We start from the raw sequence: 14,615 nt of genomic DNA on the forward strand, positions 1-14,615 counted from the left end.
TGTATCTTACTCACATTGATGCTGAAGTTGGGGGCGATACCCATTTCCCAGATTATGAGCCAGATGAGTGGGAAAGCACCTTTAGTGAGTTCCATGATGCAGACGAGGCTAATTCACACAGCTATTGTTTCGAGATCCTTGAACGTCGCTAATTGCAGCTGTAATCTGAAATGAGAAAAAGCCTGTTTATTAGCAGGCTTTTTTAATTTTCATTATCTAATTATTTATATCTTACAAGTAACTAGAGGGATCTTTTGCTGCTGCGGCTATTTCGTCAGCATTGGTTATTTCAGCTTCAACTTTGAAAGCGGGTTGTGTGAAATAACGTTTATCTTCCCAACGAAGCAGGGTTAAATTGCCTCCCCAGCAACATCCAGTATCCAGCCCATAAATTCCTTCTGGTACACCTTTCCCTTCCAATGATGCCCAGTGGCCAAAGATAATCGAATACTCAGGACTGACCAGCCGTGGTAGCTCAAACCAAGGTTTAAGCGGGGCAGGGGCATTTTCTGGTGTGTCCTTACAGATCATGTCCAGTTGCCCATTTGGGAAGCAAAAACGCATGCGGGTCAATGCATTAGTGCTAAAACGCAAGCGTGCTAACCCTGTCAACTCGGGTGACCAGTTATTGGGCATATCACCGTACATTGCGTCCAGAAAGAGTGGATAGCTGTCACTGCTCAAGACCGATTCTACTTCACGGGCACACATCTGGGCCGTTTCGATATCCCACTGAGGGGTGATACCGGCGTGAGCCATAATTAATTTTAGTTTGTCATCAACCTGCAAAACTGGTTGGCGGCGTAACCAATTAATCAGCTCGTCAGCATCAGGGGCTTCAAGCAGTGGTGTGATGCGGTCTTTAGGTTTGTTACGGCTAATGCCAGCGTAAACTGCCAATAAGTGTAGGTCATGGTTACCCAGAACCATACGAACGGCTGACCCTAATGAACGGACATAACGTAATACATCCAGTGAAGCGGGGCCGCGAGCAACTAAATCGCCGGTCAACCACAAGGTATCGTGTTGCGGATCAAAGTCCACTTGCGCTAATAGCGCAAGCAACTCGTCAAGGCAGCCGTGAACATCGCCAATAAGATAAGTAGACATAGTTGAGGTCAGGATTAATGGATTAGTGTTGGGATCGCTAAGCGGAACACCGGAATCACAGTACGGAACGCCTGACCAAGGTGATCAACCATCTCATAATGCCCTTCCATGGTACCCAGCGGCGTTTCTAGCACAGCCCCGCTGGTGTATTGGAACTCGTTACCTGGCAGGATCAACGGCTGTTCACCGATAACTCCTTCGCCCTGAACTTCTGTCTGCCGGCCATTACTATTAGTAATTAACCAATAGCGGCCCATAAGTTGCACATTTGAACGGCCCAGATTACGAATCGTCACGGTATAGGCAAAGACGAAACGTTCCTCGTCTGGTATCGACTGGGTTTCCACATAGATACTTTGCACCTGTACACAAACGCGGGGCTGTTCAATCATAATGTGCTCCTGCTTATTCTTGCGGTGTCGATTGAGCTGAAAGCCAGTTAGCCAGCTTACAGTATTGCGCTACCGAAATATTCTCTGCCCGTAGTATCGGGTCAATACCTAATTCGATTAGCTGCTCTGGAGTGAATAGATCACCCAAGCTGTTACGCACGGTTTTCCGGCGTTGGTTGAAAGCTTGTGTCGTAATACGGCTAAGCATACGCACATCACCGACCGGATTCGGTGTATTCACATGCGGGATTAGACGCACTACAGCTGAATCCACTTTTGGGGCTGGAGTAAAGGCAGTTGGCGGTACTTCCAACACAGGGATGACGTTGCAATAATATTGCGCCATGACTGTCAAACGACCATAAGCTTTACTGTTAGGCCCGGCAACCAAGCGATTAACCACCTCTTTTTGCAACATGAAATGCATGTCACGAATAGCAGAAGTATAGCTGAAAAGATGGAACATCAGTGGGGTAGAGATGTTGTATGGCAGGTTACCAAATACCCGTAATGGCTGCCCAGCAATCTCGGCCAATTCAGAAAAATTGATTTTCATCGCATCTTCTTGATGGATAGTGAGCTTATCTTTCAGTTGAGGATGGCTGGCCAGACGAGCAGCTAAGTCGCGGTCCAACTCAATGACCGTCATATGATCCATGCGAGCTGCTACGGGTTCAGTTAATGCACCTAAACCGGGGCCAATCTCAACTACCGCTTCACCTGGAACCGGATGGATAGCGGAGACAATGCTGTCGATGACAAACTGATCGTTTAAAAAGTTTTGTCCAAAGCGTTTGCGGGCAAAATGCCCTTGGTGGACTCTATTATTCATTGCTGTTATTTATCATTTTAATGGCTAAATTTAATGCCGTAATGAAACTACCAACATCGGCAGTACCGGTTGCGGCGAGTTCTAAAGCGGTACCGTGATCCACAGAAGTGCGGATAAAAGGTAAACCGAGAGTGATATTAACGGCCCGACCAAACCCTTGATATTTCAGTACTGGTAGCCCTTGGTCATGATACATGGCCAGAACGGCATCTGCATGTTGCAGATATTTGGGCTGAAATAGTGTATCTGCCGGGAGTGGGCCGATAAGGTTTATTCCTTGCTGACGCAATGCATCTAGCGCGGGAATTATCGTATCGATCTCTTCATGGCCCATATGACCCCCTTCGCCCGCATGAGGATTCAGTCCACACACATAAATCTGTGGTTGGCTAATACCAAATTTGGTTTTCAGGTCATTATCAAGAATGGAAATCACTTCATGCAAACTGGCTTGTGTTATTGCCCCAGGCACTGCCAGCAAAGGTAAGTGAGTGGTCGCCAGCGCTACACGTAGCTCTTCTGTAGCCAACATCATCACCACCCGTGAGCAGTGGCTGCGGTCAGCGAAGAATTCGGTGTGCCCAATAAAAGGGATACCTGCATCATTGATAATGCTTTTTTGTACTGGGCCAGTAACTAATGCAGCAAATTCGCCACTGATGGCACCATCACAGGCTTTAGCTAGTGTTTCCACGACATAGTGGCTGTTTTTGACATCAAGCTGGCCTGGTATCACCTCAGTCGCTATTTTCACCGGCAAAATAGTCAGAGTGCCAGCAAGCTGTGCCAATGCGGGTTTATCTTGCTGATATTCACGTAGCTGCAATGGCAGGTTTAGTTGGCTGGCGCGGGCAAGTAGCAAAGCCGGATCGGCACACACCACGAGTTCAACAGGCCAATCCTGTTGCGCCAGGGCGATGACTAAATCTGGCCCAACCCCGGCAGGTTCGCCGGGGGTGATAACAATACGTTTATTATGGTTTTGCATCACTACCATCAAGAATTTTCACATAAGCTGCGGCACGTTGCTCTTGCATCCAGGTTTGAGCTTCTTCTGCAAACTTACGGCTAAAGAGCATACGGTACGCCCGATCTTTCTGTGCTGCATCAGTTTTGTCTACCTGACGGGTATCAACAACCTGAATTAAATGCCAGCCGAAAGAGGAATGAACGGGTGCGCTGATTTCGCCTTTTTGCAGCTTCATCAGTGCATCACGGAATGCAGGATCATAAATGTCTGGCGAAGCCCAACCCAAATCACCGCCTTGCACGGCAGAGCCTGGATCTTGGGAGATCTCTTTAGCAATCGTAGCAAAGTTGGCTTTGCCGCTCTTAATATCCGCAGCCGCAGCCGTTAACTTAGCACGAGCCTGATCATCGGTCATGACCGGTGAGGGTTTCAGCAAGATGTGGCGCGCGTGAACTTCGGTAACTGAAACAGACTTATCAGCGCCACGAATATCATTCACTTTCAGAATGTGGAAGCCAACACCTGAACGGATTGGACCAACAACATCGCCTTTGTTCGCTGATTGCAGTCTTTCAGCAAACAGAGAAGGTAATTCCTGTAATTTACCCCAACCCATCTGGCCGCCTTTCAGCGCCTGAGAGTCGGCAGAGTTTGCGATAGCCAATTTACCAAAGTCAGCTCCGCCTTTAATGTCTGATACCAATTTTTTCGCCAAATCTTCTGCCTGATCAACTTGTTGTTGAGACGGATTTTCTGGTAATGGGATCAGTATATGGCTGAGGTTCAGCTCGGCGTCACCGCTGGTTTGGTTGCCAATTTGTTTGGCTAACGACTCAACTTCTTGCGGCAGAATCGTAATGCGACGGCGCACTTCATTGTTACGTACTTCTGACGTCAGCATCTCTTTGCGGATTTGCTCACGATAAGTGTCGTAATTCAGGCCATCTGCGGCTAAGCGGCTACGCATCTGAGCAGGCGTCATACGGTTTTGCGCGGCAATATCAGCAATGGCTTTATCCAGCGCTTCGTCACTGATGGTAATGCCCATCTTCTTGGCCATCTGCAATTGGATATTATCCATGATCAGGCGCTCAAGAATTTGATGACGCAGTGTCGCATCATCCGGAACTTGTTGCCCAGCTTGCTGTGCATTCAGTTTCACTGATTGTAACAGACCGTCGACATCACTTTGCAGAACAACGCCGTTATCAACCACAGCGGCAACTTTATCAACTTCTTGTGGTGCTGCGAACGCGGTATTGGCACAGACAACCAATCCGAGAATAAGCGTTCTCCAGTTCTTCATACCTTTTCCATTTATGTAATCCGCTTTTGCGGGTTAAAATTCACTGTATTCAGTGTGTTACACAGTATCAGAATGCACTTTGATAAGGCAGTATACCTGAGCCAAGCATTTGCGCAGTACCCAGGCTATGGTCGCTGCTCAGACCACGTAATTCGATGTTAAAGCTGACTTTGTTGTCATACTTACTGGTTTCATTTTGGTTGTTCCAACCAGTGATTTTCCGTTCATAACCTAAGTTAATGGCCCAACAACAAGTATTGTATTGTACGCCAACCAATTGACTGGCAGGCTGATTGGCTTTGGTATCGTAGTAGTAAGCTCCAACCAATGCCCAGCGGTCAGCAATCGGCCAGCTGGCGGTGGTACCAATCTGAGAAATACCCTGTTGGTAACCCGGGCTTTTCACGTTTGGTACTGCCGCTTGAATATATTCAGGGCTGGCATAACGATAATTCAATTGAATCATACGCTCGGCGTCTTTCCTATACTCCATCACCGCATTGCCGAGGGTTAAACTCCCCAACCGGGTATCATACTGTGCCCCGCCTTTCAGGCCCAGTTGATCGTTAATACGCCAGAATGTATCCCCTGCCCAAACCAGGCTACCAGTATCATCACTGTTATCAATAGCTTCACTATTACCCGTTCGCGAACGGCTGAAGTAATAGATTTGACCCACTGAAACGTTAAAACGTTCAACCAGCTCATCATCATAAATGCGAGAAGTTAAACCGGTCGACACTTGATTTGCTGAAGCTATACGATCCAGACCACTATAAGTACGGTCACGGAACAGACCAGAGTAGTCCGACTGCATCAACGTGGTGTCGTAAATATAGATATCATCCTGATTCCGATAAGGAACGTAGAGATACTGTACGCGCGGCTCCAATGTCTGGGTGAAGTCTTTTGCCCAATCCATTGGCCGATCAAATACCACCTTGCCATCAACTTTAAATTGCGGCATTACACGGTTAACCGAGTCTTTTAAATCTGGAGCTGTCGCACCATTATTCTGGCTTGCATAATTACTGGCAAAACCATTGGGAATATCTTGTTGGTAATGTGTTGCCAGTAATTTAGCTTCGGTATTTAAGCTACCCCATCCGTTGGACAAAGGCAGGCTAACGGATGGTTCGATATGGAAACGATCAGCTTTCGGATTTTCCGGATTAACACTGCTGAACTTGGCGGCTTGACCATAGATATGCAGATCAAACGGACCAATATCATTTTTATAGTAGTTCAGGTCCAGTTGTGGCTGGGCACGGTAAGCATTATTGTTACCACCGGTCGTAAACACCTGGAACTGTTTAGACGCCAGAGTGGCGTCCCAGTTCTGGTCAGCATAACCGACACTGAAGATTTGTGTGGCATAGCCGTCAGTGGTTGAGCCGTACTGCGATGTTAAGTCGGTAAAGTAATCTGGATCACTGACACGGGTGTAGTTGACATTGAAACGCCAAACTTTATCCATCACACCAGAGTGGCCCCAGTAGTACAACCAGCGAGTGGGGTCTTTTTCTGTACCATCAGTGCCGTGATATAAGCGGTCACTCGGCAGCCAATCCAATGCCATGGTACCGGAACCGGGAGCCAACAAATAACGGAACTCATTTTGCCACTGTAAACCACGCCGCTCCATGTAATGAGGGGTAATGGTGGCATCGAAGTTTGGCGCAATGTTCCAGTAATATGGCAGCATGAATTCCAAGCCGTTATTACTGGTATATTTCGCATTAGGGATCAGGAAACCAGATCGGCGTTTATCACCCACCGGTAATTGCATATACGGGCTGTAGAACACGGGTACTTTGCCGATTTTAAAGCGGGCGTTCCAGATCTCTGCGACTTCTTCTTCGCGGTCATGAATAACCTCTGAACCAACCACACTCCAGCTATTATCACCCGGCAGGCAAGAGGTGAATGTCCCATTTTCTAAAATGGTATAGCGGTTCTGACCACGTAATTTCATTAAATCCGCATCACCACGGCCTTGACGACCGACCATCTGATATTTGCCTTTATCCATATCAGTGTCTTTGGTATTCAAGTTTGACCAGCCTTTCGGGCCTTTCAGCTTGATTTGCGGATCGTCGTAGTTAACGTCGCCAGTGGCCGTTACGGTACGAACCGGGATAGCTTCGCCGGGTTTTTGTACCTGTGTCAGTTCTACCTGATTGGCCGTTAACGTGCTATTACCTTGCTGGACAATAACATTGCCGGTAAACAGGGCGTTGTCTGGGTAATTGGCTTCGGTTTTATCTGCATTTATACGAACCGGTAGCTGATTCGGATCGCCTGTGACCAAAGGTTGGTCATAGGTAGGTACGCCAAGCATGCATTGCTCGGCAAGGTCAGCCAGAGTGTGCTGGCTATATAGTGCCGTCCATATCAATGTGGCCAGCAGTGTTGGGAATCTTTTTTTCATACGCGGTTTTGGTGTTCCGTCATCGGGGGGCATCATGCCGGCAAACGGTCTGAGACTATATTACTCATCACAGTTGCGCTAGTGTTAAATCCGGCCGTTTACACGTCTCGCTGTTAGGCGCTGAGCTGAATGCCGAGTATGATAATGCAAATTTTGACTGACGGCATGATGAATTGAGGAGTATATGCAGTATTGGGGAAAACTGCTCGGTCTAATACTGGGATTTCTGTCCGGTGGAGTCTGGGGTGCGATACTTGGGTTGCTGGTTGGCCATATGGTCGACAGGGCGCGTAGCACAAAGCGTCGCGGCTTTTTTGCCGATCAACAAACACGACAATTAATTTTTTTCCGCACCACTTTTCAGGTCATGGGACATTTAACCAAGGCTAAAGGTCGGGTAACGGAGGTTGATATTCAACTCGCCAGCCAATTGATGGAAAGAATGCAATTGCATGGCGAAGCTCGAACAGCGGCACAGCAAGCATTTCGTGAGGGGAAAGAGAGTGGGTTCCCGTTACGTGAACGGTTGCAGGAATTACGCGGAGTTTGCTTTGGGCGTTTTGATTTAATTCGGATGTTTCTGGAAATCCAGTTACAGGCCGCATTTGCTGATGGATCATTGCATCCTAATGAACGGCAAGTGTTGTATGTCATTGCTGAAGAGTTAGGGATCTCCCGCGGTCAATTCGATCAGTTCCTGAGTATGATCGAGGGCGGGCGTCAGTTTGGCGGTGGTGCCTGGCATGGTCAGCAGGGAGGATACTCTCAAGGTGGCTACCAGCAAACATCAAATGGCCCGACATTAGAGGATGCCTGCAAGGTGCTGGGGGTAAGCAGTACTGATGATAGTGTCACCATCAAACGTGCTTACCGTAAACTCATGGGGGAACATCATCCAGATAAGTTGGTGGCGAAGGGATTGCCGCCTGAAATGATGGAGATGGCTAAGCAAAAAGCCCAAGAGATCCAGGCCGCGTATGATTTGATCAAGCGCGAAAAGGGATTCAAGTAACAGTTCTTGTGTCAGGAACGCTAAAGCCAGATCGGAGCCACTGTTCCGATCTGGTTTGATCCTGAATCGATTTTCTACGAAAGAATCAAAATTCTGGCTCGCATTTAAAATGCATCACTGTCCCAAACTCCGGATGAGTAATACATAATTCCTGTGCATGCAATTGTAACCGGGATGCCATTGCTTTAGCCTCGGGATGGGCATAGAAGCCATCACCAAGAATAGGGTGACCTATCGCCAGCATATGAACCCGTAACTGATGTGAGCGGCCGGTGATCGGGGATAACTTGACTCGCGTACTGCCGTCAGCATCCCGTGATAGTACCTGATACAGCGTTTGCGAGGGTTTACCCGTTTCATAACACACTTTCTGCTTTGGCCGATTCGGCCAGTCACAAATTAACGGCAGATCAATCAACCCTTCATCTTGTGCTAAATGGCCCCAAACCCTTGCAATATAAGACTTTTTCGGTTCACGCTCACGAAATTGCCGCTTTAGCTCGCGCTCAGCCGCTTTGGTCAACGCGACCACAATGACGCCGCTGGTCGCCATATCTAGCCGGTGAACAGATTCAGCCGTCGGAAAATCGGCCTGAATACGGGTCATCACGCTATCTTTATTCTCTGGCGCGCGGCCCGGAACGGACAGCAAACCGCTGGCTTTATTGACCACCATGATGTGCTGATCCTGATACAAAACTATCATATATATCTATTTCTACCTGTTATTTATGAGGTTTATCAATATAACCATTTGAGTTATATATTAAATGTTCATGTATCTTATCGTCCCATAAACTCTAAAGACACACCTGATCCTATAGCGAAACGTGCTTATTATCTCAGCGCTATGGGGGGATTAGTGTTAACCCATATCTAATAGAAGAGAGGTACTGAGGGAAAAATGAGTATGCGAGATAATACTACCACTGGTGCCAGACTTCTGCATATCCAACTCTGGTAACATGGCCCATTCGCATGGGGTTGGGATGAACTTAAGCTCTTTTGGTATCACTCAGGGAGAATAGCGTTTTTCTATCACGAATTCTGCTCATAGTGAACTTGCAAAAAAACCAGCGGGGTTAGCCGCTGGCTTTCGTGTTGACAAAGTTAGTAACCGCTTAGTCTTTTCGCAGTAGCCTAACCCTCAATGGGGGTAGGCTAATGGTGTGATTATCTGACACACATATAAGCCAGACTGCTGTTACCACCAGCATGTGATATCCCCGTGTTCGGATGGAAATCATTGCCACTGGTTGATGTCCAGATAATTGATGCTGACGGGAAGTCAGGATAATTATTCAGATTCCCCCATTCACCAAAGAAAGTACCGATACCACGTGTCGTACCACCGGTTGACAGCTCACTCTCATTTGGCAATCTCAGCCCTTGAGCCACACATGCACTATTGGCTACAGCCCAACTCACTGTGGTCGAATTATAGTCGCCAACCCAAGCGTTTAACGTAAACTGATAAGTGAATACTTTACTCTTGTCTTGTTTCCAGGTTGCAGTAATGGTTACTGTTCCCGTCGTGTCATTGTCAAGATTAACCAAACCTGAGCTGCTTACACTGATACTAGTATCACTGCTTGTCCACTCATAGTCGCTATTACTGGCAACATTACCGTGTGGTGCCAATTGGAAGTTGGCGTTTTTAAATCCAGTGGTTGGGAAACCGCTGCTTACACTGAAGCCGCTATAAGCATTCACTGGGGTATTCAGTGTTGCTTTAGAGAAATCAGGATAGAACGTCACATCTTTATCATGAGAACTGCTGACACCCGCAGTGTTAATCATCGCAGCTGTTACCGTACTGATGGTACCACCTACATTAGTCATGGTCAGGTCGGTTGCCGCTTTACCATCAATACCTGTTTGGACTGACGCGGTTTTTACCGTCACACCATTGGTCGCTGCGAAAGTCACGGTCATATTAGGGACGGGATTTCCCTGTTTATCCAGTACGATGGCTTGTACCCGGTTAGTCCCGCTACCTGCTGTTTGATCATTCACTTCCACGGTAAAGTTATCTGCGGTAATGACGGCTGTCGCCGTATCAGCGATAAAGTTCACCTCTACCTGTTGGTCCATACCATTAAGTTTTGCTGTTACAGTATAGTTACCCGCCTTGGTACTGAGTATCTTCGCGGTGGCGACACCCTGAGCATCGGTGGCGGTAAATTCACTGATTGTTGCATCGCTCGTGGTACTGAAAGCGACATTGATATTAGGCACGGTGTTACCGAACTTATCCACCACTGTCAGTTTTACCATATTGGTGCTACTACCATCGGCAGGCTGACCGTCAGTAACCAATTGCAGTTTATGTTCAGCACTGCCATCCAGAGTGGCGCTACCAGCATCAGCGATAAAGTTCACATCAACCTGTTGTGTTTCACCATTCAATTCGGCTTTAACCGTGTAGCTATTAGCTTTGGAACTGGTGATAGTTGCCGTTGCAATCCCTTGTTTATCACTGATTGTCGTCGCAACAATATTAGCATCAGTATCTACGGTGAAATTAACTGCAACACCAGACAATTTATTGCCATAAGCATCGACAACTACCGCTTTCACCTGGTTCGCCGTAGCATTATCGGCAATGCTACCATTGGTCACAATTTGCAGACTGCTATCTTGAATTGTCGCAGTACTCTCATCGGCAAGCATGGAAACTTTAGTTTTCACATCACTCAATGGCACACCATTAATCTGAGCGCTGATATTAATCAGCTGTGGTTTGCTGCCGGCTGTGAGTGTGGCCTGATAAACCCCAGGCGCTGACTCGCTGATTTGCGTTATCGAATATTCAACACTCGGCAATGGCGCGGCACGTGCAACTCTGGCGCGCTTTGAGTCAGGTAATTCTGCCACTTCCAGAGAGAATGTGAGTTCATCGACAATACCTGTAATCGGCTGGTTATTGTTGTCCTTAATATCAAGTTCAATCACGCTGCTTGCTGTGGCATTGGCCGGCATAGACTCTGGTGAAGCAGTCAGGCCAGAGGCGGTAGTATTCACCCCATAGCTGTCTACCACGATATCGCTGTAAGCAACGGGAGAAGCATTACCTTGGGTGTCGTAAGCAATAGCGCTAATACGATAAGTGTTATTACCCTCACCGCCCGCCAGATAGCTTGGCAATGTTACCTGCCAATTATTGCCACTGCCGGTCATTTTCCCTCCGGCGAGCGTCAAGGTACTGGCTTCCCATTCAATACGATCAATACCTTGTTGTGCCGTGGCATTTGCCACTAAAGGCATGGTTTGTCTTGCTGCACCATTAATACGAGCTGGTAACTCTAGGGTAACCAAATTCTGTTTGCGGTATTTCATAACAATCTGATTATTACGATCGACCAGATTATAGCGGCTACCAATTAGGCTACGTTTAATTGCGACAGCCTCAGAGTCGAGCTGATGTGCCAGAGGGGTGCCAAATGTGTAGTTAAAACCAAGATTAAACCGAGTGTCATTCATCCCGGCGCGTCCCATCTTATGGTCAACACCCACAGTAACTAACGGAATTGGGGTATAATTCACACCCACAGTGACCGCAAGAGGGTTTTTCTGACGGTTATCCACGCCAAACAAGCCAACTTCATCACCAAAATATTGTTCATATATCAGCTTACCACCCAGTTGTGGCAAGGTTGGCAAATAGGCTTCGCTGCGCAAATCAAAGCCGTTTGCGACTTTTTCATCATACTTATCAAGGTCTGGTGAGTTTTTCCAACCACTGACACCAAAGTAGCCGTTAGCTGCCAGATTAATAAAATCACGACCATATTCAGCACCGACGCCAATACGGGTATGGCTATAACTGGCATCATGATCAACGAACAGGTTGTAGCCCAGCATTTGCTGGGCAAAGAAATGGCGTTGGCCCAAGCCAAAGTTTACTGTCACGCGGTCATCAATATAACGGCCACCTAACTGAGTAAAGGTAAGCAAATCTGGGCTATCGGTCAGTGGCAACAACACATCCAGTTGGCTACCTTTAAGGCTCAACTTTTCATCCAGATTGAGTTGTACTTTCGCACTACCAAACTGATTAAACCACTTTTGTAATGCTTCATTACCGGCACTGGTGGCGGTGCCACGCGCAATGGAACTCGCTTGTTTGGCTGAATCACCATCAGCCAATATTGATGCCAACCTTGTTGCGGCATCAGCGGTAGACTGTTCAGCCTGTGAGGCCGAACGCTGGGTCTCATCTGAGGTCGCGGTGGTTTCAGCCGCCATTACGGAAGGGGTAAAAGTAATACTTAACGGAAATATAGCCTGGATGACTATATTTGCCCAAATTACTGATTTAGAAATTCGTGTTTTATTTAACGATTTGGTTTGATGTAGTGACGATACGCGATGCAAGCTCATACTTATCTATGCTCTATAAGTCAATAATGAATAAAAATAAAAAAATACGCTTATTTGTATTGATGAATTAAACGGGATTACTCCGGTGTATCAAGCACGGGAGATCTGCCATAAAAATGGTGAAATTGTTGTTGTGACTGAAGTCTGTGAGTGGATATTTGTTGATAATAGATAAAGCAGTCATATTAAGGCTCGTCGGTATTAACACCTATACACAAGAGATAATATGATTGATTTAATTATTTACCAATAAAACAAGCACATACTATATTTTTATCACAGCGAGTTTATTACTGTATCCAGCGATGCTGGATCAAATTACAAGAGATACATTTGTGACACCATGAGTGAACTTAAGCTACAAATTTGATGGGCAATTAAACAACATGTAACATATTTTATATATCGGAACACAAGAGAACTTTGTGTAGGAATTTTCCTACATGAAATTTCATTTAAGGTTTGTTTATTATTATCAGATGGCTATTAAAATCAGCTTATTATAATTTTATGTTCGCTTAATAAGCTAAAATAAAATCTGAAAACAAATTAATTTAAGATATTAACCGGGCATAATTCTGAAAATAAAGGGCATTAATAATGAATTCGCTTTATTAATTTAAATTTGGCTAACGAGATGATGGCCTAAATTATTTTGTTCTTCAGTTTTCAGTGGGGATGTGACCAGATTATTCGAGCGAAATTAGAGCGAGGAAAGTCGGTGCGTAAGGTTTATCAGGTAACGACGTCATACAGGCTTAGAGGCGGATGAGGATTGATGCTGATTACAGTTGTGATAATCAGTGGTTATGGACCAGAGTGGTATCCTGTAGCTTGAATACCACTCTGATAAATTACTGGTGTGTCACCACCACCAGACGAATGGCATCCAAACGCCAACCCGCCTGATTAAGGTTTTCCAGCACCATTTTACGGTTATGTTCCAGAGTCTCTATTTCGTCATCACGAATATTGGGGTTAACCGCTTTCAGGGCTTCCAAACGTGCCAGTTCGGCACTCAATTTATCGTCCGCTTCATGCTTGGCTGCTTCAATCAGCAAACGCGCCTGTTCTTCAACTAGTGCTTCTGCTTGTTGCAACATTGCGTGAACTTCTTGCTGAACCGCGTTGACTAGTTTGCTGGAGGTATGGCGATTGACGGCATTCAACTGACGATTGAAGCTTTCAAATTCTACTTGTGCTGCCAGGTTGGTGCCGTTCTTGTCCATCAGCATCCGTACTGGTGTTGGGGGTAAGAAGCGGGTCAATTGCAAGTGTTTCGGGGCTTGCGCTTCAACCACATAGACCAATTCAGCAAGCAGAGTACCTACTGGCAATGCTTTGTTTTTCAACAGCGAAACCGCACAGCTTCCGGTGTCACCGGAGAGGATCAGATCCAAACCGTTACGGATGATCGGGTGTTCCCAACTGACAAACTGAGCATCTTCGCGCGATAACGCCTGTTCGCGATCAAATGTCACCGTGCAACCATCCTGTGGTAATCCTGGGAAATCCGGCACCAGCATATGGTCAGATGGCGTCAGCACAATCAAATTGTCGCTGCGATCTTCCTGGTTGATCCCAACAATATCGAACAGGTTCAGCGCAAAACTGACTAAATTGACGTCATTGTCTTGATCCGCAATGATTTCTGCCAGTTCTTGCCCATGTTCGCCTCCGTTGGAGTGCATCTCCAGCAAGCGGTCACGGCCCTGTTCCAATTGCAGTTTCAGCCCTTCATGCTGCTGGCGGCAGGTGTGGATAAATTCATCCAGCCCTTCCTGTTCACTTGGCGTTGCCAGATAAGTAATCAATTCTTGATAGCCGCTGTCATAAATAGTGCGGCCCGTCGGGCAGGTGTGCTCGAAAGCATCCAAACCTTCGTGATACCAGCGCACCAGTATCGCCTGCGCGGTATTTTCCAGATACGGCACCATTATCTGGATTTCACGGTTTTGGCCGATCCTATCCAGACGACCAATACGTTGCTCAAGCAAGTCCGGATTAAAAGGTAAATCGAACATCACCAGTTGGCAGGCAAACTGGAAGTTACGCCCTTCAGAGCCGATTTCTGAACACAATAATACCTGTGCGCCGTCTTCTTCGGAGGCAAAATAGGCCGCCGCGCGGTCACGTTCAATCAGTGATAAACCTTCATGGAATACTGCGGCACGGATAG

11 protein-coding genes are annotated in these 14,615 nt (G+C 46.7%); 2 read left to right on the top strand and 9 right to left on the bottom strand.

What is annotated here, in order from left to right; all coding sequences use genetic code 11:
* A partial coding sequence (locus ACNSO8_RS09610) for a dihydrofolate reductase (RefSeq protein ID WP_418394473.1) occupies positions 1-152 on the top strand: 152 nt, incomplete at its 5' end.
* Between the two features lie 79 nt (positions 153-231).
* Here ACNSO8_RS09610 and apaH read toward each other — a convergent pair.
* The 6 genes from apaH to lptD form a co-directional block, all read right to left on the bottom strand.
* Positions 232-1,110 (bottom strand): bis(5'-nucleosyl)-tetraphosphatase (symmetrical) ApaH, encoded by an 879-nt coding sequence (gene apaH, locus ACNSO8_RS09615; RefSeq protein ID WP_019080543.1) that lies wholly within the window; start codon positions 1,108-1,110, stop codon positions 232-234.
* 14 nt (positions 1,111-1,124) lie between these two features.
* Positions 1,125-1,502: a Co2+/Mg2+ efflux protein ApaG gene (apaG, locus tag ACNSO8_RS09620; RefSeq protein WP_005156966.1), complete on the bottom strand. Its 378-nt coding sequence runs from the start codon at positions 1,500-1,502 to the stop codon at positions 1,125-1,127.
* Positions 1,503-1,515: 13 nt separating this feature from the next.
* A complete protein-coding gene (gene rsmA, locus ACNSO8_RS09625; RefSeq protein WP_019083993.1) occupies positions 1,516-2,334 on the bottom strand; it encodes a 16S rRNA (adenine(1518)-N(6)/adenine(1519)-N(6))-dimethyltransferase RsmA in 819 nt (272 codons plus the stop codon).
* Entirely contained in the window at positions 2,327-3,322 is a 996-nt protein-coding gene (pdxA, locus tag ACNSO8_RS09630) for a 4-hydroxythreonine-4-phosphate dehydrogenase PdxA (protein WP_026018314.1), read from the bottom strand. Before pdxA ends, rsmA begins: the two co-directional genes overlap by 8 nt.
* Entirely contained in the window at positions 3,309-4,610 is a 1,302-nt protein-coding gene (gene surA / locus ACNSO8_RS09635) for a peptidylprolyl isomerase SurA (protein WP_019080540.1), read from the bottom strand. Before surA ends, pdxA begins: the two co-directional genes overlap by 14 nt.
* 67 nt (positions 4,611-4,677) lie before the next feature.
* Complete coding sequence (gene lptD, locus ACNSO8_RS09640; protein ID WP_026017962.1) at positions 4,678-7,041, bottom strand: LPS assembly protein LptD; 2,364 nt, start codon at positions 7,039-7,041, stop codon at positions 4,678-4,680.
* Between the two features lie 184 nt (positions 7,042-7,225).
* Here lptD and djlA point away from each other — a divergent pair, with 184 nt between their 5' ends.
* A complete protein-coding gene (gene djlA / locus ACNSO8_RS09645; RefSeq protein ID WP_057620308.1) occupies positions 7,226-8,053 on the top strand; it encodes a co-chaperone DjlA in 828 nt (275 codons plus the stop codon).
* An 85-nt stretch (positions 8,054-8,138) separates the two neighbouring features.
* Here djlA and rluA read toward each other — a convergent pair whose 3' ends face one another.
* The 3 genes from rluA to rapA form a co-directional block, all read right to left on the bottom strand.
* A complete protein-coding gene (gene rluA, locus ACNSO8_RS09650) occupies positions 8,139-8,759 on the bottom strand; it encodes a bifunctional tRNA pseudouridine(32) synthase/23S rRNA pseudouridine(746) synthase RluA (RefSeq protein WP_026017961.1) in 621 nt (206 codons plus the stop codon).
* 467 nt (positions 8,760-9,226) lie between these two features.
* Positions 9,227-12,301, bottom strand: a complete 3,075-nt coding sequence (locus ACNSO8_RS09655) for an inverse autotransporter beta domain-containing protein (protein ID WP_418394474.1) — start codon at positions 12,299-12,301, stop codon at positions 9,227-9,229.
* A 989-nt stretch (positions 12,302-13,290) separates the two neighbouring features.
* Positions 13,291-14,615 (bottom strand): RNA polymerase-associated protein RapA (rapA, locus tag ACNSO8_RS09660; protein WP_418394472.1); only part of this gene is annotated, 1,325 nt, incomplete at its 5' end.

The sequence above is a fragment of the Yersinia sp. LJYL362 genome, from assembly GCF_048323875.1.

Coding starts and splice junctions, on each gene's coding strand:
- apaG (WP_005156966.1), bottom strand. CDS start 1,502: ATGATTGAACAGCCCCGCGTTTGTGTACAGGTGCAAAGTATCTATGTG.
- djlA (WP_057620308.1), top strand. CDS start 7,226: ATGCAGTATTGGGGAAAACTGCTCGGTCTAATACTGGGATTTCTGTCC.
- lptD (WP_026017962.1), bottom strand. CDS start 7,041: ATGAAAAAAAGATTCCCAACACTGCTGGCCACATTGATATGGACGGCA.
- apaH (WP_019080543.1), bottom strand. CDS start 1,110: ATGTCTACTTATCTTATTGGCGATGTTCACGGCTGCCTTGACGAGTTG.
- rluA (WP_026017961.1), bottom strand. CDS start 8,759: ATGATAGTTTTGTATCAGGATCAGCACATCATGGTGGTCAATAAAGCC.
- rsmA (WP_019083993.1), bottom strand. CDS start 2,334: ATGAATAATAGAGTCCACCAAGGGCATTTTGCCCGCAAACGCTTTGGA.
- surA (WP_019080540.1), bottom strand. CDS start 4,610: ATGAAGAACTGGAGAACGCTTATTCTCGGATTGGTTGTCTGTGCCAAT.
- ACNSO8_RS09655 (WP_418394474.1), bottom strand. CDS start 12,301: ATGGCGGCTGAAACCACCGCGACCTCAGATGAGACCCAGCGTTCGGCC.
- pdxA (WP_026018314.1), bottom strand. CDS start 3,322: ATGCAAAACCATAATAAACGTATTGTTATCACCCCCGGCGAACCTGCC.